Raw genomic sequence first — 26,568 nt, 5'->3', positions numbered from 1 at the left:
CCCTCCGCTGATACAAATCCTCTCCAGTCTATCCGCAGCATCTGGAGCAATTCTTTGGCATGCTGATCCCATGGATAAACGTGCAGGCACCGTAGCCCAGCCCAGCGACCTCGTCGATATCTCCGCTCTCCTGGACGCGTATTTCGACGACGTCCCAGACACGTCGAACCCGGATGAGAGGGTGGCGTTCGGAACATCAGGCCATCGCGGTTCATCGCTTAAACGGTCCTTCAACGAGGCTCATATTGCTGCGACCACGCAAGCGATCATTGAGTACCGACAGGGACAAGGCATCACCGGCCCCTTGTTCATGGGCAAGGATACGCACGCCCTGAGTGAGCCGGCAGAGAACACTGCCCTTGAGGTTCTTGCGGCCAACCGTGTCCGCGTGCTCGTGGACGCCCGCAATGGTTTCACCCCCACACCGGCTGTTTCACACGCCATCCTTCAACACAACTCGTCGCAGAGGGAACAGGCCGACGGAATCGTGGTGACGCCGTCGCACAATCCCCCGGGAGACGGCGGCTTCAAATACAACCCACCGCACGGCGGCCCCGCAGATTCGGACGCCACCTCATGGATAGCTGCCCGCGCCAATGAGCACCTGGAATCCGGTCTTGGCCATGTGCTGCGGATACCGCTGGCCGAAGCCCGGAAATCTGATCATGTTGGAACCTACGATTTCCTCCAGAACTACGTAGAAGATCTTCCCTCAGTTCTGAATCTGGATGCGGTGCGGAACGCCGGGATCCGCATTGGAGCAGACCCCATGGGCGGAGCGTCCGTTGATTACTGGGGTGCTATCGGCGAGCGCCACAACCTTGATTTGACGGTCGTGAACCCGAAAGTAGATCCGCAGTGGGGTTTCATGACGTTGGACTGGGACGGGAAGATCCGGATGGATTGTTCTTCGCCGTCGGCCATGGCCTCACTCATCCAGACGATGTCCGGGGGCGCGGGCTACGACATTGCCACGGGGAACGACGCCGACGCCGACCGGCACGGGATCGTCACCCCGGACGCGGGCCTGATGAATCCGAATCACTATCTGGCCGTGGCTATCGATTACCTGTACCGGAACCGTGAAGGCTGGAGGTCAGATGCGTCGGTGGGCAAGACCCTTGTATCGTCGTCGATGATCGACAGAGTTGCCGGGAAACTGGGCCGCAGGCTGGTGGAGGTTCCGGTGGGGTTCAAGTGGTTCGTTCCGGGGCTGCTGTCCGGAGAGGGTGCTTTCGGCGGCGAGGAATCGGCGGGGGCGTCATTCTTGAGACTCGATGGCACCCCGTGGACCACGGATAAGGACGGTATTCTGCTGGCGCTGCTCGCCGCCGAAATAACAGCGGTCACGGGAGAATCCCCGTCGCAGCGGTACGCAGGGCTGACCACTGAGTTTGGGTCGCCGTCGTACGCCCGCGTTGATGCTGCCGCCACCCGCGAGCAGAAGGCCGCGTTGGGCCGGCTATCGCCGTCGGACGTTTCCGTGTCCACACTGGCGGGCGAAGAAATTACTGCACGGTTGACGGAGGCGCCGGGGAACGGTGCCGCGATCGGCGGGTTGAAGGTGACCACCGAGAACGCCTGGTTTGCGGCGCGGCCCTCGGGAACGGAGGACGTCTATAAAATTTATGCGGAGTCTTTCCGAGGTGATGAACACCTGGCTCAAGTGCAGGCTGAGGCAAAGGCTCTGGTGGACGACGCCATCGGCTAGTAGTTAGACTGTCATAGAACAAGGGGAGTACTCCCGCCCGCGGTCGGCCCGTCAATACGAATGCACCACTGCATTCCGGGCCACCGGTTCTGAACTGGACTCATTTAATCCGGTCTGAACGGAGGAGACCTTGGCGCCATATCCACGCCAATTGCTTTGGAGCACCCCATGCAGGTCACACTCTTGGTCTGGGTCATCACTATTGCTGTGACGATCGTCTTCTTCGTCTACGAGTTCTTCGCCCACGTTCGTAAACCCCACGAGCCGACTATCGGTGAGTCTGCGCGCTGGTCGGCGTTCTACATCGGGCTTGCGCTGCTATTCGGCATCGGCATCGGTGTGGTCTCTGGTTGGACATTCGGCGGCGAGTACTTTGCCGGATACCTCACCGAGAAGGCCCTCTCGATCGACAACCTCTTCGTGTTCCTGCTTGTCATGGGCGCGTTCGCCGTACCGAAGATCTACCAGCAGAAGGTGCTGATGATCGGTATCATCATTGCTCTTATCCTCCGCGGTGGTTTCATCGCGGTCGGCGCCACTCTGATTGAGAATCTATCCTGGATCTTTTACATCTTCGGCGCTCTGCTGCTTTTTCTGGCCTACCGGCAGGCATTCTCCAGCCACGAAACAGACCCTGCTAATAACCGTTTTATGCGCTTCGTGCGCCGCCACCTCGCGGTGACCGACGAGTACCACGAAGACAAACTCACCGTAAAGAAGGACGGTAAACGGTTTGTCACCCCGATGCTGCTCACCATCGTCGCTATCGGCTTCGTCGACCTCATCTTCGCGGTCGATTCGATCCCTGCCATCTACGGGCTCACCAGCGAGGCGTACATTGTGTTCACCGCTAACGCGTTCGCACTGATGGGGCTTCGACAGCTGTTCTTCCTCATCGGCGGATTGCTCCAGCGTCTGGTCTACCTCGCACAGGGCCTCGCGGTCATCCTCGCGTTCATCGGTGTAAAGCTAGTCTTCCACGCCCTGCACGTCAACGAGTTGTCGTTCATCAACGACGGGCATCCCCTGCTGTGGGTCCCCGAGATCCCCATCTCGTTTTCACTGCTCTTCATCGGCGCCACGATCGCCGTAGCCACTGTCGCTAGCCTGCTCAAGACGCGCGGAAACCCACCACGTCCCAATACACCCATGCCGATTGACTCCGAGTCACGGAAGGAATAGAAGAACTATACGCGGCCGTAGTGCTAGGTGAACCAATTCACACCCGGGCCAGGAATCAGGCCCCGCCCGTGGACGCTGCCACTAGCGAGATGATTTTCTCCAGTGAAAGGCAGCACCATGAGCGTCGATGTGATCGTGGACGAGTTCATCCTTCAGGACCAGCTGATCCTGAACAGTGAGGCAGTGGACACTCTGTTCCTGGAAGCACGCACGGCCAACGCCTTCACAGATGAACCCGTGACGGAGGAGCAGATGCGCGCCATCTACGAGCTCACCAAAATGGGGCCCACTGCCATGAATATCCAGCCGATGCGCATCACCTGGGTGAAGTCGGAGACGGCACGTGCAACTCTGGTCTCGCACATGGCTGGCGGTAACGCTGCAAAAACTGCGGCTGCTCCCATGGCGGCGATCCTGAGCTTCGACACCCACTGGCACGAGCATCTTCCTGCGCTGTTCCCGCACGCAGCCGAGCGCAAGGCCGCGTTTGATGACAACGAGGCTGCACGACTGTCCATGGGCAACGACAACGGCCATCTTCAGGCCGCCTACTTCATCATGGCCGCTCGTACGGTGGGCCTCGCGGCCGGTCCCATGGCCGGCTTTAACACCTTGGGGGTCGACGCCGATTTCCACGGCGGCACTACCAACCAGACCTTCATGGTGATCAACCTCGGCAAGCCCGGTGAGAATGCCTGGCATGACCGGCGCCCCCGGCTTGACTACGAGGTGGCAACAACAACGGTCTAGCCTCTCCGGCACGGTAGGATTTTCGACGGCGCCCACTGGCGGCGTTGTGGAAACCTACCGAAAGGCATCACATGCTGGGTACTAACTGGACTCTCCACGGCGATGGGAAGACAGTTCGCCCGGATAGTTACGTTGCACCGGATGAGCGGTTGAGCTGGCCGCGGACCATCGGCATCGGCGCCCAACATGTTGTTGCGATGTTTGGTGCCACTTTTCTGGTTCCCCTGATCACGGGTTTCCCGCCGTCGACCACCCTGTTTTTCTCCGGCGTAGGCACCATCCTTTTTCTGGTGATTACCGCGGGTAGGGTGCCGAGCTATCTGGGCTCGAGCTTTGCGTTCATCGCACCCATTGCGGCAGCGCAGTCGGACTACGGCATGGCCGGTGCCCTGGGCGGCATCATCATGGCCGGTGCTGTTCTGGCGCTCATCGGTCTTGTGGTCCACAAAGCCGGACCGCACTGGATTCAGCTGGTCATGCCTCCGGTCGTCACCGGTTCCATCGTGGCACTGATCGGCCTGAACCTGGCGCCCACTGCCAAAGACAGCTTCGACAAGGCACCAATTACAGCGCTGGCAACCGTCATTGCCATCCTTCTGACCACCGTGCTGTTCCGCGGCATCCTGGGCCGACTGTCGATTCTGGTCGGCGTTCTGGTGGGATACCTAGTGGCCATACTGCGCGGAGAGGTGAATTTCGCTGCCATCAATGAGGCCGCCTGGGTGGGTCTGCCGGAGTTCCACACACCGGAATTCCACCTGTCCGTCGTCGGACTTTTTGTCCCCGTGGTGTTGGTCCTGGTTGCCGAAAATATTGGCCATGTGAAGTCCGTGGCGTCGATGACCGGGCGTGATCTGGACCCTGTGACCGGCCGGGCGCTGATGGCCGATGGGCTTGCCACTATGCTCGCCGGTGCTGGCGGAGGCTCCGGAACCACCACGTACGCCGAGAATATCGGTGTGATGGCGGCGTCGCGCGTGTACTCGACGGCAGCCTACTGGGTGGCCGGGATAGTGGCCGTCCTACTCAGTCTCTTCCCAAAGTTCGGGGCAGTGATCGCTACCGTGCCAGCTGGCGTACTCGGTGGTGCGGGCGTGGTGCTGTACGGAATGATCGGCATCCTCGGGGTACGGATCTGGGTTCAGAATCGGGTCAACTTCTCCAACCCCATCAACCTCTCCGTAGCCGGTGTTTCGCTGATCATCGGCATCGCCAACTTCACCTGGACGGTGGGAGATCTACGGTTTGAGGGCATTGCGCTCGGTACGGCGGCAGCCCTGCTGATCTTCCACGGGATGACGGCAATCGCCCGTTGGCGGGGCACCGAATCCGTCGATTCGCCCGATGATACCGGCGGGGTGCCAAGCAAGCTCGGCTAGCGCAATAGACTCAAACCTGTGACGGAATTGGTTGATCGGTGGGCAGGCGCTGAGTGGCGCGCGGAAGCACAGGCGTGGATCGGCGTCGTGCTGGATAGTTATGGTCTGAAGCAGACCGAGCCTACCGAGCAGCCTCCGTTCAAGTTCTGGTCCACCCTGCTGGTTGTACCCACAGATCATGGCAAATTGTGGTTCAAGGAAAATAATCCGGGACAGTTCTCAGAGGCACTTGTAGTTTCCGCGATGGCGGAACTGGTTCCTGAACACGTGGTGATGCCGCTGGCCATTGAGCCCGAGCGCGGCTGGATGCTTTCGCCGGACCACGGCGCCACTCTGGCCACGCTGAAAAGTACGGACTACACCCTCTGGTCCCGCGTGGTGTCAGACTTCGCTGACTTGCAATTGCAGCTGATCCCGCATGAGGAAAAGCTGTTCCAGTCGGGTCTGTTCACCCTGGATCCGGCGTCGGCCGCCAACCGGGTGGAAAACCAACTCGGCATGCACGCCATGATGCCCGCGGACCACCCCATTCATCTGGGTGCGGATGAGATCGCGTCCATCGCTGCAGAGCTACCGGAGATTTCGGCGGCGGCAGATGCCCTGGCCTCCGTGGGTATTCCGCTGACCCTCGAACACAACGATCTCCACCACAACAACGCCTTCATCCCGGGTAGTTCCACTGAGCCGCTGAAGTACTTTGACTTCGCCGATTCATTCCGCGCCCACCCGCTGTCTTCGATGCTGGTTCCTCTGAACGTGATGATGGAGGAATGGCGTGCACCGGCCAACGACCTTCGAATTCGCAGGGTTATGAACGCCTATCTGGAGCACTGGACCCAGTACGCGCCCATCACGGAGCTGCGGTACATGTTGGAACCGGCCATGTGTTTTGCGCGCCTGAACCGGTATGCGTCCTGGATGCGGTTATTGCAACAGGCGGACGAGCGGAACCTGCGCCGCTATGGTCCAAAAATGCTGGACAATCTGCGGAACCTGCTGAAACCGCTCGGAGTCTTCTAAGTCGCCTGGGGCCAGTTCCCGCGCTCACGCATGACACCGGCCAGGATGTCTGCCCGATCCGTGAGAATGCCGTCGACGCCGATGTCCAGCAGCTCATTCATGCACGAGGAATCGTTGATGGTCCACACATGTACCTGCAGTCCCGCCCGGTGGCAGCGGCGCACAAACCCCGCTGTGACCACTCGCATCCCCTTATAGGTCAGCGGAACCTGAACGCACTGAATCCGTGCCATCCGAGCGATCATCCGGGCCAGACCCAGCCGGCCCAGGAGTACGACGGCGGCCATCACCCAATACCCGGGTGAACTGGCCACGGCTCCCTGCGAGTTCAGGCCGCGTTCCTTGCGCAGGCGTCGCAGCGTACGGAGGGTTTTCAGTCTCCGCCGGTCGGAGAACGAGGCCACGAGGACGCGCTCGCACGCCTGGTGCTGGTGCATGAGTTCGGCCAGCAGTACGGCGGCGGCTTCGTCTTTGACGTCTACGTTCAGGCGGAGCTCCGGCCAGCGGACGAGGATTTCCTCAAGGGTGGGGATGGGCTCCATTCCCCCGATCCGGATGGACCTGAGCTCTTCTCGCGTGTAATCTGCTATCCGGCCCGTACCGTCCGTGACGCGGTCCAGAACGTCGTCGTGGAAGGCCATCAGGACGCCGTCGGCCGTGGTGTTCACGTCCGTTTCCACGAATCCGTAGCCGAGCTCGACCGCGGCGGCGAAGGCTGCCATCGAGTTCTCGTGACCAGCCTGGGAGTAGCCGCGGTGGGCCAGGGCGAGTTGCCGTTGCGCACCGGTTGCGGCGTCAAGGAGCTGTAAGTATGGGGCTCTCTGGATCACGGTCTGAACCTTACCCGGTGGTGCGGTGGTGCGGTGGTGCGGTGGTCTTAGCTACGCCGCTACCGTTGCTAGTCGTTCCTGCGCAGAGCCGCGAGGCGTTCCTCCAGAACCTGAGCGACGCCGTCGTTCTCGAATGCGGGCGCCAACAGATCTGTTGCCGCCTTCGCGTCCGCGTGGCCGGACTCCATGGCGTACCCGTGGCCCGCCCAGGTAAGCATCTGGATGTCGTTGGGCATATCGCCGAACGCAACGACGTCGTTTGCGTCAATGTCCAGCTGCCGGGCATAGTCGGCCAGGGCAACGCCCTTATCCATGCCGCTGAGCGACATCTCCAACAGCGCGACGCCCGGTGACGAGTGCGTGGTCGCCGCGAAATCACTGATCGCGGGGCGCACCGTGGCCAGGAATTCGTCCGGTGAAACAGTTGGCTCACGGGCCAGAAACTTGATAACGCCCTCCACCCCAACGAGAGACTGTTTCAACGGAGCCGGTTCGATGGTGCCCAGCAGCTCCGGGGAGTGTTCTTGCATAAAACCGTGCTCCATGCGGAACCCGGTCTCGATTTCGGCACTGAAGGTAGCAGCCGGGTACAACCCCTTGATGATGCGCCGGGCCTCCAGGACGTTCTCAGAGGAGAGTAGATGCGTGGTGAGGACGCGCTCATTCTCGAGATCGTAGAGCGCCGCCCCATTAGAGCAGATCACCCTGCCCGTGTGGCCAATCTGCTCACGCAACGGATCCAGCCAGCGCGGTGGCCGTCCGGTCACGAAGACGATCTCGATGCCAGCATTCCGGCACGCGTGAAATGCCCGTACGGTGCGGTCGCTGATCTTCCCATCACGGCCGATGATCGTTCCATCGAGGTCGCTGGCCACCAGCCGCATACGTTGCTCCTGTTGAACTGGTCATAGTTGTCCGCCTGCACTCGTCTGCGCAGAATCGGCGTCGGTCCTTCTGCAGTTTCTCATGAAACCGAAGCAGCGCGGCCAGCGAGCATGAAGTCGACGATCAGGCTTTCGTCGACGCCATCTCGATGGATTGGGACGATAAAACGGAACTCCCCGAATGAGCCGAGGCGATATATATATCGCTGCTGCACGAGGTGCCTATACGGGTAAGCCGAGACCCGTTGTCATCGTGCAGGATGATCGATTCGACGCCACCGCGTCAATCACCGTTTGCCCCCTGACGACCAACGAGATTGAAGCGCCACTGATCCGGATCACTGTCGAGCCGACGGCTGTAACGGGGATCGAACGGCCAAGCCACATCATGGTCGACAAGATAACGACTATCCCTCAGGCGAATATTCGTGATCGACTCGGGAGACTTGAAGATGCCAATCTAGTTCGGCTCAACCGAGCGCTTCTCGTATTCCTTGGCTTCGCCAGCTAACTGCGGTCCCACGGGGTTGAACCTTGACATTTGCTGGACAGGCTACCCCAGCTCGTAAGTACCGATGACCTGTGCGCGGCCCAAAGTATGGCTAAACAGGTTAAAACCCAACTTTGCGCACGGGGTGTCCGCATCCACATCGAGCTGTTCGACGTCGACGGCATGAACCACCACGAAGTAGCGGTGCGGACCGTGACCGGGAGGCGGCGCCGCACCGACGAATCCCTGGAATCCAGCGTCGTTCCTGAGCTCGACGGCGCCCTTGGGCAAGGCTGAGCTGCCTTCAGACCCAGCTCCTGCAGGTAGTTCCGTGGTACCAACCGGGATGTTTGCAACTGCCCAGTGCCAGAAACCGCTGGCAGTGGGCGCGTCCGGGTCATAGACGGTGACCGCAAAACTTTTAGTGCCCTCAGGGAACCCGCTCCAGGACAGTTGCGGAGAACGGTCCTGGCCGCCAGAACCCATAACGCCGGACGCCTGAGCGGCATCGAGGGGCGCCCCATCCTGGACGTCATCACTGGTCACCCTGAAATCAGGAATCTGAGGAAGATCCGCGTACGGATCGCGTGAACTCATGTGTTCTCTCCTAACTGTGCCTTCAACTCTGCTCGGTTTGGCGGGTTGGCGCCTGCGCGCGAAACGGTGACAGCAGCTGCCGCGGATGCAAACGTAAGAACCTGTTTCAACTGTTTCACCGTAATGCTGCGCAGCTGTTCGCGTCGATGGCCGCCATCGAGCTCCTGACGGACGGTGGCCGCGAGCAGAGCCGCCATGAAGGAGTCGCCGGCACCAACAGTGTCCACAACACCAACCACTGGAGTCTTGACCGTGGCTTCGCCCGACGCCGCGATCGCCCACGGCCCTTTTGAGCCGCGTGTGACAACCACCGCACACGTCCCCATCGCAAGCCACGCGCGGGCTGTTTCCTGCGCGTCGCGCTCCGGATAAAGCCACTGAAGGTCCTCATCCGATGCCTTGACGATGTCCGCGAGAGCAACGAATTTCTCAGCTTGGCCCCGGGCGTAGTCACGGTCCGTGATGATCGTGGGACGGCAGTTGGGGTCGTAGGAAATGGTGGCGGCTGGGCGGGCATGTTCGACGGCGGTGAGGACTTCGCGTGCGCCGGGAGTGAGCATCGACGCGATGGAGCCGGTGTGCAGCAGTGTTGTGCCATCCAGCAGTTCCGGGAGGCGGGCAATGAGTGCGGGCAGATCCCAGTCGAGATCGAAGGCGTAAGCGGCGCTGCCCACTGGGTCCAGCGTGGCAACAGCTACCGATGTTCTGTGGTCATCCGGGCCCAAGGCGTCAATCACGCGGTTGGCGCGCAGGTGTTCGGCGATGAGACGACCGTCGTCGTCGTTCCCGTACCGGCCGATGAACTGGGCAGGATAGCCAAGACGAGCGACGCCCACCGCCACATTCATGGGGCTGCCTCCTACGTGAGACCGCGTTGGCGCAGTGTCGCTCACCACGCGGTCTACAAGGGCTTCCCCGATAACTGTTAGCACAGCTCCAGCGTACTTCAGTGTTCCCGCATATTCTCCAGCACATGGGCTGTGACAGCGCCGTATGCAACATGAGGCACGACGTCGCTGATCCAGTCCTGGGTCTGCCACTTTCGCGGATCCGTCACCCCAAGCTGCGTCATCGGGAGAATGGACACGGCCATGGCCCCAGCGCTTGCAAGGAGAATGGTCACGGCTGCGGGAGGCCTGGCCCCTGCCCCCTGGATTGCACCAAGGATAGCGCCGACGCCCATGCCCGTGGCGATTCCAAACAGCGGACCCAGGCCTGAAATACGGTTCTGTCGTTCTTCGCCCGACCCCGGAATCGGGACATCGGCTCTCTCGCTCAGCTTTTTAACGGTCGTCTCAGGGGTGCTGCTGGCCGGGCGGGCACGCATCACCATGTCCAGATAGGTGACGGCGTTCAGAGCTGTCGTGCCGGCAGCCCCTGCTAAAGCGCCATTCATGAATCCGCGAATCATTCCCATGGTGGTCCTTCTCTCTGGTTGCTGACCTTTGCTTCAGCGTATTCGTTGTAACCGACATTTAGCAGGGTGGAGTTCTCACTGCGGCTATCGCGGCGTGTTTGACGTCGAGCAGTTTTCCCTGCTCTCCGGCCGAGGTGCGCTCTGCGCTGGCCATCCGAGCCCGATTCGTCAGCGCAGGTGAGCGCGCTTTCGTAGCCGCGGCGACGGGGATAACCAGTTTCTCCAGATTCTCTAAGCCCTTTTGGACACCAACGGAGCCCGAAGCTCAGGAGCGGTCGGCGTCATCGTAGGTCATAACGTTATCGCTGTGGAGGAGAACGAAAACACGACGCACGTTGCGCGCGTAAACCGCGAAACGGCCAGCCGTTCACGCTTGCCTTCCGACGCCGACACCGCGTGGCCCTAGCCGCTCTGCGTCAACGTGACGTTCGAGAATAGGCGCGAACGGCACTGTTCTATTTGATGAGACTTCGTGCCTCCTTAGCCGCAACTAATAAGCGACCGCACGTCTGGTCAGGAAATCCAGCTTCTAACCAGTAACACTCCTCATCTAGTAGTTGGACTGCGGCCTTCCTCAGCCATTTATCGCGGTTGGCCAAATCAGCCACCAAGAACATAGCCGCCATTTGTTCACCCGTTCCGACTGTGCTGGAAGTGTGATTCTCCCGGTAGCCATGAGCCCGTGCCGAAACTCGCATGAATACATCTGTGGTTTCCATTCGACGACGAAGCGCGAGGTCACGGGTGGCTGTCGCCCATGTGCCAAGAGCGCCCACAGCGCCACCACTTATCAGCACGACCAAGATCTCAATGAAGTTCATTTTCGAGTTCTGTCACGCGAGCAGAACGCCACTAGGGAGGGCAGATCGCGGGGCCTGTGCTTCTGGCATACCCCGCGACCTGCACGACAGGCTGGAGACCTCAGTTGAGTTGCGAATTGACAGACCGGACATGATAGCTAGTGTCCACATCGTGGACACTTCGTCTGCGTCCCTCAACTTTTTTGGGCCATAAACACCGAGAATTCGGCAGTTAGAAAGCGACGTTGCTAAATCGTTGCCTTAGCAACGTGACAGCGGTCACTTAGTCTTGGCAAAGTGACGTGAGTTGATATCGAGGGTTACTTTCAGCGTCAGAGTGGTCGCGGAAGCTCCCGGCAGAAGCCCAGAGGTACTACGACTTGCTGAAATTTATGGTCCGACGATGCATCTCTTACACGCTGATGCTTTACATTGCCACTAGCGTCGCTCTGGCGACGGACCGGAAGCAGCTGCAGGACATCCAGCTCGATGGCATGGATTGGGAAGAGCCGCTGCCGGCTCCGAAGTTCTGTACCCGTGGATGCCCACATGCGAAGACAACGACGAATATCGGCTGGATGAAGTAACCACTTCGATCCACGAGAAGCTGGAGCGGCCGGTCCTGTTGGGGGGGACCGGCCGTTCCCTCTTTTAACCTGGCGCCGGGTCCGTCTCCTGCGCCAGGTCCGCGACCGCCGTCACCACCTGCTCCCAAGCCGCGGTATCCGCAGTGATCATGCCGAAATGGTCTCCCGGGATCATTCGGAGTTCGACGTCGGCCCCGGCGGCAACTGCCGCGTCCACGTAGCTGGTTGATTCACTCAACGGGACTGTGACGTCGTCCTCCCCGTGCAGGGCAAAGACCGGAACGTTTAACGGGATGGCGCTCATGGGATCCGCGAGCCTCCACCGCTCCGGGTCTGTCTCTGGTGCCGCGCCCATGAGGTTTTCTGCTGCACCCCCACTGAGCCCGAGTGAGTGCGCCATATGCAGATTGAGCAGTCCAGACTGACTCACGACTCCGGTCAGCTTCACGCGGGAACCATCTGATTCAGAGCCGGTAGGGTCACTGGGGCCATTGCGGCCGCCGTCCGGCATGGTGTCCCGCCCGGCTGCCCACACGGCCAGGTGTCCGCCCGCCGAATGGCCCAGGGCAATGACGTTCTCCAGCTCCAATTCATGCTCAACAGCGGCGCGGACCAGCGCATCGATGCCGGAGCCGACGTCGTCGAACGTTTCCGGCCACCCTCCACCGTTGCCAGCTCTGCGGTACTCCAGATTCCAGCAGGCATAGCCGCGCGCGGAAAGGTCCTCGGCCAGGGGAACGCCGAGTCCGGCGTCGTACTGTGAACGCCAGTAACCGCCATGGATGATGACAACGACGGCACGGTGACGCTGTTCGGCGGGCAGGAACAGGTCAGCGTACTGGCTTGGATCATCCCCGTAGGAGTAGCGCTGCGGCATGGCGTTCCTTTCGGTTGGCTAGATTCTGCTGTTGATGACGTATCCGGCGAAAGTCCACGACAGCCCGACGACGACGGTGAACAACAGCAGCCAGACCACTGACGGGATATGAGTCTGGCGGTAAAGGAGGTAGGCGTCGGACTGGTCAACGCTGCGTCGACGTGAGGTGTGCACGGTGATGACGTTGATCAGGTCGCGGACTGAGCCAACCAGCAGCGCCAATCCGAGCCCGATAACAACGTGCCCAGTGAACGAGGCAGGCACTGCCAGAATCAGGACGGCCGAGACGACGACGGCTCCCATCATGATGAGCAGTCCCATCCAGTTACGGATGAACAAAATGGTAGCCAATAACACCAGCGCGCCCACCGAAGTCGCCGCCGGACCCCAGCCGGAAAGCCCCGCCCACACCAGGACAGCTCCAACGACAGCAGGAACCGGATACCCCCAGAATCCCGACCACACGGTCCGCCACCCGCCGCGGCCGTAGGAGGTGGTCATGCCCGAATGGTCACGGTTGAGCGTGATTCCGGTAAGGAGGCGCCCGGTCATGAGGGCAGTGAATGCGTGGCCAAGCTCGTGCACCACGGTCGTGAACAGCCCAAAGTATCGCCAGGTCGTGGCGGGAATGGACAGCGCCGCCGCCGCGAGCGCGATGATGAGAAGTTCAATGGCCGTAACCTCTGGCACCTGGGCTCGTGCGAAGCCGGCGAGGAGTTGCTGCCACCACTGATTGATGAGCTCCACGGCTGTCCCTTCGCTGCTGTGTTCGGTACTCGTATCGGTGCCGGACCGAGCTTACCTGCCCATTGTCGGTGCTGACGGGTAGGCTGGCGATGGTCAGGAAAGGGAGTGGATATGAGCAGTAACTGGGAACAGCTGGATAAGAGTCTGCGGCCTCTGGTTCAGGCGAGTGTTGACGAGTTCGAGCGCATTCGCAGCAGCATGGAGTTCGTGACGCAGGAAGTCCGTGCGGAGATTCAGGATATATTTGCCGACTCCGCGGTCCATCCACTATTCGTTACTGCCCGCACCAAATCTCTGGATTCATTTCGTGAAAAGGCGTCCCGCATGTTGGAGCCTGTTTCGGAGGAGGATCCGCCATCCTTGGTCTTCCCGGATCCGCTACGAAATCTGACGGATGTGGTGGGGGTACGTGTCATCACGGCGCTTCCCCACGAGGTGGCCCTTGCTGCGAACCTCATCAAACGTCATCGCTCCGACTTCGATTGCCGCGGGGACCGCGAGAAGGACATCGGTTCCATCGAGTCCGGAACCTACGGATACTCCAGCCGCCACCTGATTCTCCGTACCATCAAGAACGACGTCGTCAAGCGGTTCCAGCAAACCATCGAGCCGGACGGGAACGCCTCGGGAAGCTACATGTTCGAGGTCCAGATCCGCACCATCCTCGCCCACGCGTGGAGCGAGATTGAACACGACATCCGCTTCAAGGCATCCGACCCCCGTGCCTGGAGTCCGTATTTTGACCGGCAGTTCACGGCAACGGCGGCCATGCTGGAGACAGTGGAGTCGGCGTTCGCGGAGCTGTATGACCGGTACGAGACAGTGACGGGTTTCTGGGACGAGGACGGCGAGGGAGTGGAACCTCTTACCCCAAACCGGATCCGGCATATCTGGGAGACGCTGCTTCCGCACGTGGACCGAAAGTCAGACGACGACTGGGGTTGGGCCGCAGAACTCCTCGCAGCCCATGGACTGAAAACCACGATTCAGTTGGCAGACCTGCTGCAGGCCGAGACCATTACCAAAGTCCGGAGGGCCCTGGAACACCGTTACTCCCCCGGACCGGACCGGCTCTTGGATGATGTGTTGCTGTGGCGATTTGGTAAAGACCACATTGAGCTGACCGCCGAGTCGACGTCGTCGGAGGTTCACCCTCGCAGGGACAGCCTTTTGCGCAGGCACCGTCAGATCAAGGCGTTCAAGAGCGCTGACGCGCTGCGCCACCCCTAATTCTCGTGAGGAAATAGAGTCCCACGCCCACTGCCATGAGGATCCCTGCCCGCAGCCAGACGGCACCGTCCTGCTGTGTCAGCAGCACCAGACAGGAAATGATTGCCAGTACCGGGACAATCGTGGGAGCTTTGAAGTGCTTCTCCTCGATGCGATCCTTGCGGAGCACCAGGACGGCAACATTGGTGCTGACAAAGACGAAGAGGAGTAGCAGCACCACAGTTTCAGCGAGTGCTGCCAGCCCGCCCGTGAACGTCAAGGCAATGGCGACGGCGGTTGTCACCGCGATGGCCACCCATGGGGTGCGCCGGTTCGGCAGGACACGACCGAACACAGACGGCAGCAGACCCTCTTCTGCCATCCCATAAGCCAGGCGGCTGGCCATGATCATAGTCAGGAGTGCACCGTTCGCGACGGCTATAAGTGCAATAATTCCGAAGAGCCACGGGGGAATTCCGAATCCCGTTTCCTTGACAACAGCCAGTAGCGGACCATCAGAGGACTGAAGCGCTTCTGGTGACAAGGTGATACTCGAGGCCAGCCCAATGAGTACGTAGACAACGCCAGCAGTGAGCAGAGCGCCGAAGAGCGCTCTGGGATACACCTTGCGGACATTTCGGACTTCTTCCGCAACGTTCGCCGAGACTTCAAAGCCAACAAACGAGTAGTACGCGATGAGCGCTGCTCCCAGGATGGCAACGGGAGCACTAACGCCCTGGCGAAAATCATTGACCCGGCTGATGTCGCCGTCGCCCGCACCAAGCATGAGGGCTACCAGGACTATGACAAGGATTAGTCCGGATACCTCGATGACGGTCATGACCACGTTGCTCCGCACCGACTCCTTGATACCGCGGGCATTCAGGAAGGCGACGACGATCAGAAAGACGGTGGTGATCAAGAGTTGTGAGCCGGGAAGGAACGACGTGAAATAGCCTGCGAAAGCAATGGACAGTCCGGCTGCGCTGGTGACGCCGGCGGCGAGCATGGCGTAGCCCACCAGGAAGGAGATCATCGGTTTCCGGTACGCGCGTTCGGCGAAGACCGCGGCTCCACCTGCGCGTGGGTATTTGGTGACCAGTTCCGCGTAGGATGAAGCGGTCAGCAGAGCTAACAGCAATGCGATAAGCATGGGGACCCAGATGGCGCCGCCCACTTCCCCGGCTATCACGCCCACAAGCGCATAGATTCCGGCACCAAGGACGTCACCGAGGATGAAGAGGAAGAGTAATTTCCCGCTGATCGCTTTTTTCAGCTTGCTCTCTCGCTGGTCCTGCTCAGCTGCTTCCGACTGGTGCACGTTCCCCGCCCTTATCAAATTTTGAGATTTCTCCATGGCCGAAGTCACCCCCTACCCGCGAGATCACCCCGCACAGGGGCAATTTTGATGGCAAGGGGTGACTTCGCGCTAAGGGGATTCTAGCGGTAGAACGACCAGTTCGGCGGGCACCAGGATGCAGGCACAACATGGGCGCTGAAACGCCCGCACTCGGAACAGGAATACGCTGCGTTGGCAGGCTCCGCGTCACTTCCACGAATAGCCAAGCGGGCTGGAACGTACTCCTCGTAAATGAGGTGCTCGTCCGTGCCACAGGTGTCGCAGGTAGGCACTTGCGCCGGTGCTGCGATGGTTCCGGCCCCATAATGCACCGCCACGGATGTTGACCGTGCCGACTCATGAACAATAGACATTGGACCTCCAGAAACGCTTTCAACAGCACACTGTGAGAGGGGGTTCGGTGGTGTAATCGGGGCAACGTTGCCCCGTACAATCCGTCACTCCAGGTGCACAGGCGGCTACTTTACCCGTTTGCTAAGGATACTTTGTACCCTGTGAAAAGGTCAATGAAGGATATCGAGTCAGGTCCTCAAAGAGGTGGAACCTGCATCAGGATCCGGCGGCGTCTGTACTGCAGTAGTCCCATCATCATTGTCATTTTCAGCTAACGCCTGCTCACTGAACGGAACCGTCCGAGGTGCAATAGCGGCGCCACGGACAGGGCCGGACCGGCGCTGCCGTAGCGGATCGCGCCGTAGGTCAACGTAGAGAGCAACACATAGGCCCAGTATCACCAACACAAATGGGGTGGCGGCCAGAATAGTGAAGGTCTGCAACGCATCGAGCCCGCCAACAAACAACAGCACGGCGGCTACAGCACCAGTCAGGACAGCCCACAGAATCACCAGCGGCTTCCACGGCTCCTTGCGTCCATAGCTCGAAAGTGTTCCCAGAACCAACGCACCAGCATCTGCGCCGCTGACGAAGAAAACGGCGGTCAACAGCATGACTATCAGCGCAGCCCCAATGAAGAACGGGTAATTCTGCAACGCCGCAAAGAAGCCCGCCGCTTCGTTGCCGGTACCGGCAATGTCCACCCCACCCAATTGCAGGTTGATGCCGGCACCGCCAAAGACGACGAACCAGAGCATACTCACTGATGTGGGTACCAACAGCACGCCCAACACGAACTCACGGATAGTGCGCCCACGAGAGATCTTGGCGATGAACGTCCCGACGAACGGCGTCCACGAGATCCACCATGCCCAGTAGAAGATGGTCCAGCTGGCCAACCAGTCCGAGCCGCCAAAGACGGCCGAGTGGAAACTCATCGATACCAGGTTGTTGAAGTAGGAACCAATGGAATTCGGCAGCAGATCAAGGATGAACACGGTTGGGCCCACCACGAACACGAAGACCAGCAGAACCGCGGCGAGAATCATATTGGTGTTGCTCAACCATTTGATGCCCCTGGAAACGCCGCTAGCAGCGGAGAACACAACACCCACGGTGAGGACGCAGATAATGATGATGGGGACCGCGACCCCTGGATCGTCACTGAATTCACCCGTACGCAGAAGCGCAATACCGGCGGCGATCTGCAGAGCGCCTAGCCCAAGGGATGTGGCCGAACCAAACTTGGTGCAGATGATCGCGAGAATGTCGATGGGCTTTCCCCACCCTTTCTCGATGCGCTCCTTGCCGAAGATCGATTGGAACGGCGAACTCATCAGGTTTCCGCGACCCATACGGTAGGTGGAGTACGCGAGCGCCAGGCCAACGACGGAGTAGATGGCCCACGGGTGCAGGCCCCAGTGGAAGAACGTGTAGGCCATGGCCGAGCTCGCCGCTTCCGCACTGCCCGCTGCAGCATCAACGAACGGCGGAGGAGTGGCCAGGTGCGTCACGGGCTCGTACACGCCGAAGAACATGAGACCAATTCCCATGCCGGCGCTGAACATCATGGCCACCCACGAAATGGTGGAGAACTCGGTTTTCTCGCCCTCTTGGGACAACGGAATGCTTCCGTATTTCCCGAAGGCAAGAACGAGTGCGAACACCACGAAGCCGGTGGCACTCAGGATGAAAAGCCAGCCGAACTTGCTGGTTACCCACCCAAGCGCGGCGGTCGTGGCGTCGAAGACCTCCGTGGTGAACAACACGCCGACGAGACAAACGACAACGATGATGCCCGCAGATACACCGAAAACCGTTTTGTCCACGGTGGCCCAACCCTTGGCGGGCGGAACCGATTCGGGTTCGCCCAGCCGTGCTTCGATGGAACCGTCCGCTAGATCCTCGGACATGTTTTTTCCTCACTTGTCGATGTCAGGTACTGCAATCAATATACTGGCCACTATGACTGAACGCGAGAATAAGCTGGAGGATCCGTATTACACCCGCGAAGGCGACAACGGTAGAACGTCATTCGGCGAGCATGGTGAGATGGCTAAACAGGATGTGCGAGTTGCTGCCTATGCGGAGTGTGATGAGGCGAATGCGTCCGTAAGTGTTGCGATCGCCCTGGGTGGGCTGTCCAATGAGGTCTCCACCACGCTGATCAGTGTGCAGAACGACCTGTTCGACGCCCTTGCTGATCTCATGACGCCCGTCAATGGCGAGTCCAAGTCTGCGGTCCGCATTGTTGAGGGACATATAGAGCGGCTTGAGCGAGCCATTGAACACTTTGCGCAGCAAGCGAAGGACCTCAGCGGGATGGTCCTGCCTGGCGGAACGCTCTCTGCTGCTGTCCTCTATCAGGCTCGTGGTGTCGTCCGCAGGGCCGAGCGCGCTGTCTGGCAAGCCGTTGATGCGCACCCTGAGGCTCAGAATCCGCTGATCGGCCAGTACCTGAACCGCCTCTCGTCCCTGCTGTTTGTTCTGGCGCGTGGAGCCAATGCGGAGCACGGTGACATCACGTGGGTTCCCGGGGCTTCTGTTCGTCCGGTGGACCCGCAGAACCCTTCCTGATCCACGTATGGAATGGGTTGTCCTGGTTCTTGCCGGAGTCCTCGAAGCGGTCTGGGCGACGGCTCTTTCTGCCTCTAATAACTTTCGGCGGCTGAGGCCGACCCTACTGTTCGTCGTATCCCTCGCTCTCAGCATGGCTGGGCTGGCGTACGCCATGACGGGCATTCCCGTGGGTACAGCGTACGCGGTCTGGGTGGGAATCGGCGCGGTTTTGACGGCCGCCTACGCTATGGCTTTCGGCGCAGAAAGAGCAACGTTCGTCAAGGTTCTGCTGCTGATGGGCATCATTGGTTGCGTTGTTGGACTGAAAGTAGTGGGGTAACCGGTGCATTGGATCGTTCTGTTGGCCAGCGCAGTCATGGAAGCTATCTGGGCCACAGCCCTCGGTGAGTCTGCGGGGTTGACACAGCCGACGCCGTCGTTCATCTTCTTTGTGGCGCTCGCCTTGAGTATGGCGGGCCTAGCCTACGCCATGAAGAGTATCCCGGTGGGAACCGCCTACGCGGTCTGGACAGGGTTGGGCGCCGTTCTCACGGTGACCTACGCCGTGGCGTTCGGCGAGGAAACGGCTGGGATTCTGAAAGTGCTGTTCCTTGCCGGCATCATCGGGTGCGTCATAGGCCTGAAGTTTGTGGACTCCCGCGACGCCCGAAAAACCGAGCCCCGCGGGAGTGCAACTGCAAACTAGGCTTCAGAGACCGCCGCGGCAAGATTGCCCAGGGAAGTTTCCAGCTCCTCCTTGGACACTGCCGGGAACGAAACCTTCTTCAGTACCTCTTTGTCGGTCACGTCGCTCCAGTCATAGGTAATGGAGACCTTCGTTGAATCCGGTCCCTCCGACTGGAGCTCCCAGACCCACTCCCAGCCAGGAGGCTGGGTCCCCGCCGTTGCCGTCTTCCATGCGAGCAGCTTGTTCTCGTCATAGCCAGTGACATGATTCTCGGTCTTGTAGTCGCCGCCCAACTTGTCCCAGTTCTGGTTCATGGTGAACATCTGACCGGTGCCAGTGATGCGATCCGAAACATCATCAGACTGGACCATACCTGAGCCGTCGATCTGAGCGTGCCGCTCCGGATTTGAGAGGATCTTGAAGATTTCCGCTGCTGCTGCGTCGATGGTGCGTGTTGCCGTAATGCGTGTTTCTGACATTATTCGCTCCTTCTGTCGAGGGGTCGTCCCATAAGCCTACTGTGCATCGTCGGGGGTCGATTCGTCCAATGTCCAACCGATGATGGTGTCCGGATCCTTGCCCTCATCGCGCGTGTACTGCCACGCTCGTTGACGTTCATCCTGCAGCCACTGACGGAAAACAGCCTGCGACGCACCCAGTGACGGCACACGGTCCACGACGTCTATTGCCAGTTGGTACCGGTCGATCTGATTCATCATCGCCATGTCGAACGGAGTCGTGGTGGTGCCCTCCTCCTTATATCCCCGAACGTGAATATTTCCGTGATTCGTCCGGCGGTAGGTGAGACGGTGAATCATCCAGGGATAGCCGTGGTAGGCAAAAATGACCGGTTTGTCTGCGGTGAACAGGGTGTCGAAGTCCCGGTGCTGGAGCCCGTGCGGGTGCTCTTCGGCGTCCTGTAGACGCATCAGATCCAGCACGTTAACCACGCGAACCTTCAGCTGCGGTAAGTGTTCACGCAGCAGTCCCGCGGCGGCCACCACCTCCAGTGTTGGTACGTCCCCGGCACAACCCAGTACGACGTCGGGCTCCTCACCTTCGGTTTCATTGCCGGCGAAATCCCACGTGCCGATCCCGCGGGCGAAGTGCAGCCGGGCTTCCTCCGGCCCCAGCCATGTCAACGTCGGCTGCTTTCCGGTGACGATCACGTTGACCGTGTCCCGTGTTTGAAGGCAATGTTCCGTAACGGCCACCATGGTGTTGGCATCCGGCGGCAGATACACCCGGATAACGTCGGCCTTCTTGTTGACCACATGATCAATAAAGCCCGGATCCTGATGGCTGAAACCATTGTGATCCTGCTGCCACACGTGGCTCGAGAGCATGTAGTTCAGCGACGCGATGGGCTGCCGCCACGGCAGGTCCTGATGGACCTTGAGCCACTTGGCATGCTGGTTGAACATTGAGTCAACAATGTGGACAAAGGCCTCGTAGCAGTTGAAAACACCATGCCGACCGGTCAACAGATACCCTTCGAGCCACCCCTGGCACAGGTGCTCGCTGAGGACCTCCATGACGCGCCCCGACCGCGCAAGATGCTCATCGACGTCGTGCAGGTCCTGCTCCCACACCTTATCCGTCACGTCATAGACAGCCTGCAGCCTATTGGACGCGGTCTCATCCGGGCCCATGATGCGGAAATTGTCCGGGTTGAGCTCGATGACCTCGCGCAGGTAGTTCCCGATGTTGATCATGGGACTGACTTTTTCCTCACCCGGGCGCTTCACGGCAACCGCGTGATCCTCATACTCTGGGAGGCGCAGATCCTTCAACAACCGGCCGCCGTTGGCATACGGCGTTGCGCTCATGCGGAGGTCGCCATCGGGCGCCTGCTCCTGAATCTCAGGACGGAAGACGCCGTCGTCCGTGAACAGTTCCTCCGGCCGGTAGGACCGCATCCAGTCCTCGAGCAACTGTAGGTGCTCCTCATTCGTCGAGACCCCGGAAATGGGCACCTGGTGCGAACGCCAGGTGCCCTCCACCTGCTTGCCGTCAACGACGTCGGGCCCGGTCCACCCCTTTGGCGAGCGCAGGACGATCATCGGCCAGCGCGGAGGATGCTTCGCGTCGTGTTTCTCGCCTTGCCCCTCGCCGCTGCGATACTCGGCCTGAATGTCGTCGATCTCCTGCAGGCAGGCGTCCAGTGTTTCGGCGAATTCGCGGTGGGCCTGATCGAACGCTTTCGGATCCTTCACAGTGACAAAGTGCGGAGTGTACCCGTACCCGGTCATGAGTGCTTTCAGCTGGTCCTCGGGCATGCGCGCCAGGATGGTGGGGTTCGCGATCTTGTAACCGTTGAGGTGCAGGATGGGCAGCACCGCGCCATCGAGCGCCGGGTCCAGGAAAGTGTTGGAGTGCCAGCTCGCCGCAAGGGGTCCAGTCTCCGCCTCGCCGTCGCCAATCACTGTGGCAGCAATAAGGCCAGGATTGTCGAAGACAGCGCCGTAGGCGTGCACGAGCGAGTAGCCTAACTCCCCGCCCTCGTTGATGGATCCTGGTGTCTCTGGCGCTGCGTGCGAGGGAATCCCGCCAGGATAGCTGAACTGCTTGAACAGCTCTCGCAGCCCCTCCCTGTCCTGCCGAATGTGCGTGTAGATCTCCGAATACGTGCCCTCGAGGTAGGCGTTCGCCACGTTCGCCGGACCACCATGACCGGGACCAGTGACGAAGAGAACGCTGCGCTTGTCGCGCGCGATCACACGGTTGAGGTGCGCGTAGATGAAGTTGAGCCCCGGCGTGGTGCCCCAATGGCCCAGCAACCGCGCCTTGATGTGCTCGGGCCTCAGCGCCTCCTGTAGGAGAGGGTTATCGCGAAGGTAGATCTGCCCAACGGAGAGGTAGTTCGCTGCCCGCCACCACTGATGGATTCTGTCAACATTCAGATTGTTCATGCCGTCCTCCTTGATTACGCTGCGAAAAATTATTCACGTTTCCGGCACCTGTTCGACGACGACGTCGGACGGCTTCTTGTCCGGCCGCCACCCGCGCCATACCGGATGGCGGAGCTTACCGCCGTCAGTCCTTTCCGAGTACTGCACTTCACCGACAAGCGCCGGCCGCACCCATTGCGCGTCCTTGGCATCTGCGGTGGGGACGTCGTCGAGCGGAGGGGTTTTCCTCGACATCTTCTTCAGACGGGCACCCACTTCGGCACGTTCCTTATCCGAGAGCCCCGAGCCCACTCGGCCCACATACCGGAGCTCGACACCGTCAGGAATCGCAACCAGCAACGAGCCGACCTTTCGCTCCCGCGCACCTTTACCAGGCCTCCAACCGACGACCACTACCTCCTGCGTGAGCTGATTCTTGATCTTCACCCAACTCCTTGATCGTCGTCCCTGGCTATACGTGCTGTCGACTCGTTTGGCCATGATGCCTTCCAGCTCCAGATCCTTACTGGATTGGATTGCGTCGGCAAGCGCAACATCCATGTCCGGGGGCACCTGCACGTGAGAGTCGTCCGTGGCTTCGACCGCTTGTTCCAGTATTTCGCGGCGCTGGCAATACTCCAAGGCAAGCGTCGACTGCCCATCCAGGTGCAGCAGATCAAACACCATGAAATGCACAGGAGTCTTACGTGCAGCCGCCTCGATCTCAACCTTCTTAGTGAGCTTCATCCGTTTTTGCAGCAGGCCGAAGTCCGGCCGTCCCGCCTTATTGAGAGCCACGAGCTCGCCGTCGAGGACCGCTTGTTTTGCGCTGACGTGTTGGCCGAGGTCCGCGAGTTCCGGGTAAGTAGCGGTCAGGTCGTTGCCGTTGCGGCTGATGAGCTTCACTCCGCCGGGAGTGACGTTCGCGATGGCGCGGATACCGTCCCACTTCATCTCAAACGCCCAGTCATCCTCGTCGGTAACATCCGCAGCGGAGCCCAGGCTGGCCAGCATGGGTTCGATCGAGGGCAACTTCCCTTCGTCCGGGTTGGTGTCCTTGCCGATCCCCACGGTGGCCCGCGGACGCGACGCTCCCGTTCCGGTTTTGCCCGGTTGGTCTTTCATCAAGTGAATGAGCCAATTCTTCTCGCCACTTTTGCCTCCATTCTTGGACGAGCCACCGCCGGTGTGGATGAGGGCGTATCTCCGCACACTCGAGCCGGCTTTTGCTAGGCCGCCGTCGGGCTGTCCGTGAACAACGCAAATGACTTCCTTGCCCTCGCGCCACTTCTCTTTCTCATAGGTGCCGTGATCCCAGATGTAGACCTCGCCCGCACCATATTCTCCTTTGGGAATACTCCCCTCGAATGTTCCGTATTCCAGGGGATGATCCTCAGTCTGCACTGCCAGATGATTCTTGCCCGACGTCGACGGCGGCCCCTTGGGTACCGCCCAGGACACCAGAACGCCGTCGTGCTCCAGCCGAAAATCGTAGTGCAGGTTCGAGGCGTGATGTTCCTGGACGACGAACGTGGGCAACGACTCGTCGTCGTGCATATTCACCGCCTCCGGAACCGGTTCCGGCGTTTTCGCGGCGTCTCGCATGGACCGGTATTTACTCAGGCGGTCGGTGGGTAGCGCCTCCTGCACGGCGTCGTCGAGCGAGTCCTCTTCCATGGTTCCGGCCGCCATGCCCTCCAGTAGGTCGCCGTCCTTCTCCACCCGTTCGAGCACCTGTTCGTAGTCGAGCTGGTTTAGATTCGGGTCATCGAGCTCATCCCACGTTCGCGGCGCGGCAACCATGGGGCGGAACCGGCCACGCAGCGAATAGGGGGTAACGGTAGTTTTGTTGGGGTTGTTCTGCGACCAGTCCACGAGAACCTTGCCCTTGCGCAGAGTCTTCTTCATATCGCTGACCGCCAGCTCCGGATGGTCAGCTTCCATTGCGCGCGCCAGTTCATGCGCGACGGCGGACACCTGCTCCGCTGTTTGCTTGCGGTCCAGCGCGGCATAAAGATGAATCCCCTTGGAACCCGAGGTGACCGGCCGGGGATCCAGACCCATGTCCAGCAGGATGCTGCGCGCGTGCCGGGCCACTTCGGCGCACTCCGCAAGTCCAGCCCCCTCCCCCGGATCGAGATCAAGCACCAAGCGGTCGGGATTGTTGATCTTGCCCCGCGGCCCGAACTGCCACTGCGGGACGTGGATTTCGAGAGCCGCAATCTGCCCCAGCCAGGTCAGCGTCGCGAGGTCATTCAGGACCGGATAGTCGTTGGTGTGGTCCTTGTGCTCGATGGGGAAACTCTTCACCCAGTTCGGCGCCGATTCGTCCAAATTCTTCTGGAAGAACACTTGTCCTGGCTTCTCCGGAGTGCCTACCCCGTTGACCCAGCGTTTGCGCGTCACGGGACGGTTGCGCGCATGACGGATCAGGTGCTCGGCGATGCCGGCGAAGTAGGACAGCACATCGGCCTTGGTATCGCCCGTTTCCGGATACAGCACTTTATCCAGACTGGTTAGCCTAATTTTGTGACCGTCCACGGTCACGTTCTGCTGTTTACGGTCCGACGTCGCCATAGGCCCAGTTTTACTGGGAAAGCTCGTGGGCGCCACCCCTTGACGCTCCCCCCTGCGAGAGTCTATGACAATTCGTCGCGGATGAAGTCGTCATTTACTTGTCCGGCAAACCTGGAGAACAGGTATCCGGCCAGTAGCACAATGAACGGCAGTGCGATCAGGAACCAGCCGAGTGGGCTCAGTCCCCATGAGGTCACCGAAGGGTCGACGCCCTCAGCGGTGGTTCCAGCCAGCAGCCCGAACCTGGACATCAACAGGTACTCACCAATGAGCAAACCGATGAACGCCAGCACAGGTGCGATTATGGTCGTGAAGATTCCCTCCTCGCCTTTATTTGCGCGGAAGAAGACAACAACTGCGATACACACCAGCGCTTCGATCAGCACGATGGCGACAACAGCCAGCCCGCTGAACCAGTAGAACATGTTCAGAATAGGCTCCAGCTGGAACAGCGTGAAGACCAAGATCACCACACCGGTGATGACCGACGTCGTCAATGATGCTCGTTGCGGGGCTCCCTGGGCATTCACCGAACCGAGTCGGCCCGGAAGCACGCCTCCGCGACCGAGGGCAAACACGTAGCGGCTAGCTGCATTCTGGAAAGCCAGCAGGCCCGCGAACAGGCTGGAAAGCACAAGAACGCTCATGACGGTTGCCATCCACCCGCCAACATAGTCGGTAGCCAACGCGAACAGTACGGCGGCAGGATCGGCGAGCGGAACGCCGTCGACGGTCGAATACTCCACCGTCGCTTCCACCACCGTTGATGCGCCCATACCTGTCACCAGCGCGAAAGCAGTCATGGCGAACAGTGCGGTAATCAACCCAACGGCAAGATAGGTGGCACGGGGAACAACGCGCTTGGGATTTTTCGATTCTTCGCCATAAATGGCCGTCGCTTCGAACCCGATAAAAGACGCAAAGGCGAAGGCAAAGGCGATGCCGGCGGAACCGGCCAATCCACCCGCGAGGATGGCCGACGGCGAGAACGAGGCGGCAAAGTTGTAGCCCTCTGGGCCGCCGTCGATCAGAATCGCAACGGCGGTGATCACCAACGACAACACCTCGAGCAGCATCAGGATGCCCAGTACTTTCGCACCGACATCCACACTGGCCAGGGACAGGACTGTGACAATAGCCCACGCAATCAAGGACCACAGCCACCATGGCAGCTCAAGGCCAAGTGCCCCCATCTGACCAGCCATCAGACCACCAAAGAAGCCAAAAATGGCCAATTGAATGGAAATATAGGCGATCAATGACACGAATGCCGAGCCTAGACTGAGGTTTTTACCCAACCCTCTGCCAATGTAGGCGAAGAATGCCCCCGCATTCGTCACCCGTTGGCTCATCGCCGCGTAGCCAACGCTGAAGAGCAGCAGCGTTAGCCCGACGGCGAGGTAGGCGCCTGGTGCTGCCGCCCCATTACCCAGAACGATGGCGATCGGCACGGCCCCCGTCATGCCAACCAGTGGTGCGGCGGCGGCCACGACGAAGAAGACGACGCCGATAACGCCGAGCCTGCCTCGGCGCAGCTCGGTCGTGGATTCCTCGGAAGGATCCATTACTTTCTCCATATTGCTACTCCCTCATTGAGCTAAATGCGGCAAAAGGCGCGAGTGCCTGTGGTGAATTGTCGTAGTGCGTCCAGACGTCCGTGGTCTGGGTGTATGCCCCGAT

Annotated in this window: 25 protein-coding genes; 11 read left to right on the top strand and 14 right to left on the bottom strand. The window is 60.1% G+C overall.

What is annotated here, in order from left to right:
• The first annotated feature begins 70 nt into the window (after window positions 1-70).
• The 5 genes from pgm to JOE65_RS02380 all read left to right on the top strand — a co-directional run bounded on the left by pgm (window position 71) and on the right by JOE65_RS02380 (window position 6,042).
• Entirely contained in the window at window positions 71-1,711 is a 1,641-nt protein-coding gene (pgm, locus tag JOE65_RS02400; protein WP_205161737.1) for a phosphoglucomutase (alpha-D-glucose-1,6-bisphosphate-dependent), read from the top strand.
• A 168-nt stretch (window positions 1,712-1,879) separates the two neighbouring features.
• On the top strand, window positions 1,880-2,893 hold the full coding sequence (locus JOE65_RS02395) for a TerC family protein (RefSeq protein WP_205161736.1): 1,014 nt from the start codon (window positions 1,880-1,882) through the stop codon (window positions 2,891-2,893).
• A gap of 117 nt (window positions 2,894-3,010) precedes the next feature.
• Window positions 3,011-3,643 carry a malonic semialdehyde reductase gene (locus JOE65_RS02390; RefSeq protein WP_205161735.1) on the top strand — a complete coding sequence of 211 codons (633 nt, stop codon included), beginning with the start codon at window positions 3,011-3,013 and terminating at the stop codon, window positions 3,641-3,643.
• Between the two features lie 71 nt (window positions 3,644-3,714).
• Entirely contained in the window at window positions 3,715-5,022 is a 1,308-nt protein-coding gene (locus JOE65_RS02385) for a uracil-xanthine permease family protein (RefSeq protein WP_205161734.1), read from the top strand.
• Between the two features lie 18 nt (window positions 5,023-5,040).
• Window positions 5,041-6,042: a hypothetical protein gene (locus JOE65_RS02380; RefSeq protein ID WP_205161733.1), complete on the top strand. Its 1,002-nt coding sequence runs from the start codon at window positions 5,041-5,043 to the stop codon at window positions 6,040-6,042.
• Here the strand turns inward: JOE65_RS02380 and JOE65_RS02375 are convergent.
• Window positions 6,039-6,872, bottom strand: a complete 834-nt coding sequence (locus tag JOE65_RS02375) for a glycerophosphodiester phosphodiesterase family protein (RefSeq protein WP_338021530.1) — start codon at window positions 6,870-6,872, stop codon at window positions 6,039-6,041. The two genes, JOE65_RS02380 and JOE65_RS02375, sit on opposite strands and share 4 nt — an antisense overlap.
• 68 nt (window positions 6,873-6,940) lie before the next feature.
• Window positions 6,941-7,756 carry an HAD family hydrolase gene (locus JOE65_RS02370; RefSeq protein WP_205161732.1) on the bottom strand — a complete coding sequence of 272 codons (816 nt, stop codon included), beginning with the start codon at window positions 7,754-7,756 and terminating at the stop codon, window positions 6,941-6,943.
• 181 nt (window positions 7,757-7,937) lie between these two features.
• On the opposite strand from JOE65_RS02370, the gene JOE65_RS02365 reads away from it, so the two are divergent.
• On the top strand, window positions 7,938-8,267 hold the full coding sequence (locus tag JOE65_RS02365) for a type II toxin-antitoxin system PemK/MazF family toxin (RefSeq protein WP_205161731.1): 330 nt from the start codon (window positions 7,938-7,940) through the stop codon (window positions 8,265-8,267).
• 42 nt (window positions 8,268-8,309) lie between these two features.
• Here the strand turns inward: JOE65_RS02365 and JOE65_RS02360 are convergent, their stop codons facing one another.
• From JOE65_RS02360 to JOE65_RS02350, 3 genes are read right to left on the bottom strand one after another with little or no spacing between them, the layout of a single operon-like run.
• Window positions 8,310-8,843 carry a YbhB/YbcL family Raf kinase inhibitor-like protein gene (locus tag JOE65_RS02360; RefSeq protein WP_205161730.1) on the bottom strand — a complete coding sequence of 178 codons (534 nt, stop codon included), beginning with the start codon at window positions 8,841-8,843 and terminating at the stop codon, window positions 8,310-8,312.
• A complete protein-coding gene (locus JOE65_RS02355; protein ID WP_205161729.1) occupies window positions 8,840-9,775 on the bottom strand; it encodes a PfkB family carbohydrate kinase in 936 nt (311 codons plus the stop codon). Before JOE65_RS02355 ends, JOE65_RS02360 begins: the two co-directional genes overlap by 4 nt.
• Window positions 9,776-9,789: 14 nt before the next feature.
• Complete coding sequence (locus JOE65_RS02350; protein WP_205161728.1) at window positions 9,790-10,260, bottom strand: hypothetical protein; 471 nt, start codon at window positions 10,258-10,260, stop codon at window positions 9,790-9,792.
• A gap of 1,180 nt (window positions 10,261-11,440) precedes the next feature.
• On the opposite strand from JOE65_RS02350, the gene JOE65_RS02345 reads away from it, so the two are divergent.
• On the top strand, window positions 11,441-11,647 hold the full coding sequence (locus tag JOE65_RS02345) for a hypothetical protein (RefSeq protein ID WP_205161727.1): 207 nt from the start codon (window positions 11,441-11,443) through the stop codon (window positions 11,645-11,647).
• A gap of 64 nt (window positions 11,648-11,711) precedes the next feature.
• Here JOE65_RS02345 and JOE65_RS02340 read toward each other — a convergent pair whose 3' ends face one another.
• Together JOE65_RS02340 and JOE65_RS02335 are read right to left on the bottom strand one after the other, a co-directional pair.
• The gene (locus JOE65_RS02340) at window positions 11,712-12,524 is read right to left on the bottom strand and encodes an alpha/beta hydrolase family protein (protein ID WP_205161726.1); all 813 of its coding nucleotides are present in this window, start codon (window positions 12,522-12,524) and stop codon (window positions 11,712-11,714) included.
• Window positions 12,525-12,542: 18 nt separating this feature from the next.
• Window positions 12,543-13,271, bottom strand: coding sequence for a M50 family metallopeptidase (locus JOE65_RS02335; RefSeq protein ID WP_205161725.1), 729 nt, complete (start codon window positions 13,269-13,271; stop codon window positions 12,543-12,545).
• A 111-nt stretch (window positions 13,272-13,382) separates the two neighbouring features.
• Between JOE65_RS02335 and JOE65_RS02330 the strand changes: the two genes are divergently transcribed.
• Window positions 13,383-14,501: a GTP pyrophosphokinase gene (locus JOE65_RS02330; RefSeq protein ID WP_205161724.1), complete on the top strand. Its 1,119-nt coding sequence runs from the start codon at window positions 13,383-13,385 to the stop codon at window positions 14,499-14,501.
• Here JOE65_RS02330 and JOE65_RS02325 read toward each other — a convergent pair.
• The 3 genes from JOE65_RS02325 to JOE65_RS02315 form a co-directional block, all read right to left on the bottom strand.
• Window positions 14,470-15,837, bottom strand: a complete 1,368-nt coding sequence (locus JOE65_RS02325; protein WP_205161723.1) for an APC family permease — start codon at window positions 15,835-15,837, stop codon at window positions 14,470-14,472. The genes JOE65_RS02330 and JOE65_RS02325 overlap by 32 nt on opposite strands.
• Window positions 15,838-15,920: 83 nt before the next feature.
• On the bottom strand, window positions 15,921-16,193 hold the full coding sequence (locus JOE65_RS02320; RefSeq protein WP_205161722.1) for a hypothetical protein: 273 nt from the start codon (window positions 16,191-16,193) through the stop codon (window positions 15,921-15,923).
• Window positions 16,194-16,361: 168 nt separating this feature from the next.
• A complete protein-coding gene (locus JOE65_RS02315) occupies window positions 16,362-18,086 on the bottom strand; it encodes a BCCT family transporter (RefSeq protein WP_205161721.1) in 1,725 nt (574 codons plus the stop codon).
• A 52-nt stretch (window positions 18,087-18,138) separates the two neighbouring features.
• Between JOE65_RS02315 and JOE65_RS02310 the strand changes: the two genes are divergently transcribed.
• The 3 genes from JOE65_RS02310 to JOE65_RS02300 are packed head-to-tail and all read left to right on the top strand — an operon-like array spanning window position 18,139 to window position 19,438.
• Window positions 18,139-18,750: a cob(I)yrinic acid a,c-diamide adenosyltransferase gene (locus JOE65_RS02310; protein ID WP_205161720.1), complete on the top strand. Its 612-nt coding sequence runs from the start codon at window positions 18,139-18,141 to the stop codon at window positions 18,748-18,750.
• Between the two features lie 7 nt (window positions 18,751-18,757).
• Window positions 18,758-19,072, top strand: coding sequence for a DMT family transporter (locus tag JOE65_RS02305; RefSeq protein WP_205161719.1), 315 nt, complete (start codon window positions 18,758-18,760; stop codon window positions 19,070-19,072).
• 3 nt (window positions 19,073-19,075) lie between these two features.
• Window positions 19,076-19,438, top strand: coding sequence for an SMR family transporter (locus JOE65_RS02300; protein ID WP_205161718.1), 363 nt, complete (start codon window positions 19,076-19,078; stop codon window positions 19,436-19,438).
• Here the strand turns inward: JOE65_RS02300 and JOE65_RS02295 are convergent.
• The 4 genes from JOE65_RS02295 to JOE65_RS02280 form a co-directional block, all read right to left on the bottom strand.
• The gene (locus JOE65_RS02295; protein ID WP_205161717.1) at window positions 19,435-19,899 is read right to left on the bottom strand and encodes an SRPBCC family protein; all 465 of its coding nucleotides are present in this window, start codon (window positions 19,897-19,899) and stop codon (window positions 19,435-19,437) included. The two genes, JOE65_RS02300 and JOE65_RS02295, sit on opposite strands and share 4 nt — an antisense overlap.
• A gap of 36 nt (window positions 19,900-19,935) precedes the next feature.
• Window positions 19,936-22,332 carry a phosphoketolase family protein gene (locus tag JOE65_RS02290; protein ID WP_205161716.1) on the bottom strand — a complete coding sequence of 799 codons (2,397 nt, stop codon included), beginning with the start codon at window positions 22,330-22,332 and terminating at the stop codon, window positions 19,936-19,938.
• A gap of 33 nt (window positions 22,333-22,365) precedes the next feature.
• A complete protein-coding gene (locus JOE65_RS02285) occupies window positions 22,366-24,888 on the bottom strand; it encodes an ATP-dependent DNA ligase (protein ID WP_205161715.1) in 2,523 nt (840 codons plus the stop codon).
• A gap of 62 nt (window positions 24,889-24,950) precedes the next feature.
• Window positions 24,951-26,465: an APC family permease gene (locus JOE65_RS02280; RefSeq protein ID WP_205161714.1), complete on the bottom strand. Its 1,515-nt coding sequence runs from the start codon at window positions 26,463-26,465 to the stop codon at window positions 24,951-24,953.
• Between the last annotated feature and the right edge of the window lie 103 nt (window positions 26,466-26,568).

It is taken from the genome of Arthrobacter roseus, assembly GCF_016907875.1.
Taxonomy (GTDB): Bacteria; Actinomycetota; Actinomycetes; order Actinomycetales; family Micrococcaceae; genus Arthrobacter_J; species Arthrobacter_J roseus.
This window is presented reverse-complemented; position numbering and strand designations above follow the sequence as displayed.

Coding starts and splice junctions, on each gene's coding strand:
- JOE65_RS02340 (WP_205161726.1), bottom strand. CDS start 12,524: ATGCCGCAGCGCTACTCCTACGGGGATGATCCAAGCCAGTACGCTGAC.
- JOE65_RS02350 (WP_205161728.1), bottom strand. CDS start 10,260: ATGGGAATGATTCGCGGATTCATGAATGGCGCTTTAGCAGGGGCTGCC.
- JOE65_RS02290 (WP_205161716.1), bottom strand. CDS start 22,332: ATGAACAATCTGAATGTTGACAGAATCCATCAGTGGTGGCGGGCAGCG.
- JOE65_RS02365 (WP_205161731.1), top strand. CDS start 7,938: ATGAGCCGAGGCGATATATATATCGCTGCTGCACGAGGTGCCTATACG.
- JOE65_RS02310 (WP_205161720.1), top strand. CDS start 18,139: ATGACTGAACGCGAGAATAAGCTGGAGGATCCGTATTACACCCGCGAA.
- JOE65_RS02330 (WP_205161724.1), top strand. CDS start 13,383: ATGAGCAGTAACTGGGAACAGCTGGATAAGAGTCTGCGGCCTCTGGTT.
- pgm (WP_205161737.1), top strand. CDS start 71: ATGGATAAACGTGCAGGCACCGTAGCCCAGCCCAGCGACCTCGTCGAT.
- JOE65_RS02280 (WP_205161714.1), bottom strand. CDS start 26,465: ATGGAGAAAGTAATGGATCCTTCCGAGGAATCCACGACCGAGCTGCGC.
- JOE65_RS02325 (WP_205161723.1), bottom strand. CDS start 15,837: ATGGAGAAATCTCAAAATTTGATAAGGGCGGGGAACGTGCACCAGTCG.
- JOE65_RS02390 (WP_205161735.1), top strand. CDS start 3,011: ATGAGCGTCGATGTGATCGTGGACGAGTTCATCCTTCAGGACCAGCTG.
- JOE65_RS02315 (WP_205161721.1), bottom strand. CDS start 18,086: ATGTCCGAGGATCTAGCGGACGGTTCCATCGAAGCACGGCTGGGCGAA.
- JOE65_RS02360 (WP_205161730.1), bottom strand. CDS start 8,843: ATGAGTTCACGCGATCCGTACGCGGATCTTCCTCAGATTCCTGATTTC.
- JOE65_RS02395 (WP_205161736.1), top strand. CDS start 1,880: ATGCAGGTCACACTCTTGGTCTGGGTCATCACTATTGCTGTGACGATC.
- JOE65_RS02285 (WP_205161715.1), bottom strand. CDS start 24,888: ATGGCGACGTCGGACCGTAAACAGCAGAACGTGACCGTGGACGGTCAC.
- JOE65_RS02320 (WP_205161722.1), bottom strand. CDS start 16,193: ATGTCTATTGTTCATGAGTCGGCACGGTCAACATCCGTGGCGGTGCAT.
- JOE65_RS02370 (WP_205161732.1), bottom strand. CDS start 7,756: ATGCGGCTGGTGGCCAGCGACCTCGATGGAACGATCATCGGCCGTGAT.
- JOE65_RS02305 (WP_205161719.1), top strand. CDS start 18,758: ATGGAATGGGTTGTCCTGGTTCTTGCCGGAGTCCTCGAAGCGGTCTGG.
- JOE65_RS02385 (WP_205161734.1), top strand. CDS start 3,715: ATGCTGGGTACTAACTGGACTCTCCACGGCGATGGGAAGACAGTTCGC.
- JOE65_RS02295 (WP_205161717.1), bottom strand. CDS start 19,899: ATGTCAGAAACACGCATTACGGCAACACGCACCATCGACGCAGCAGCA.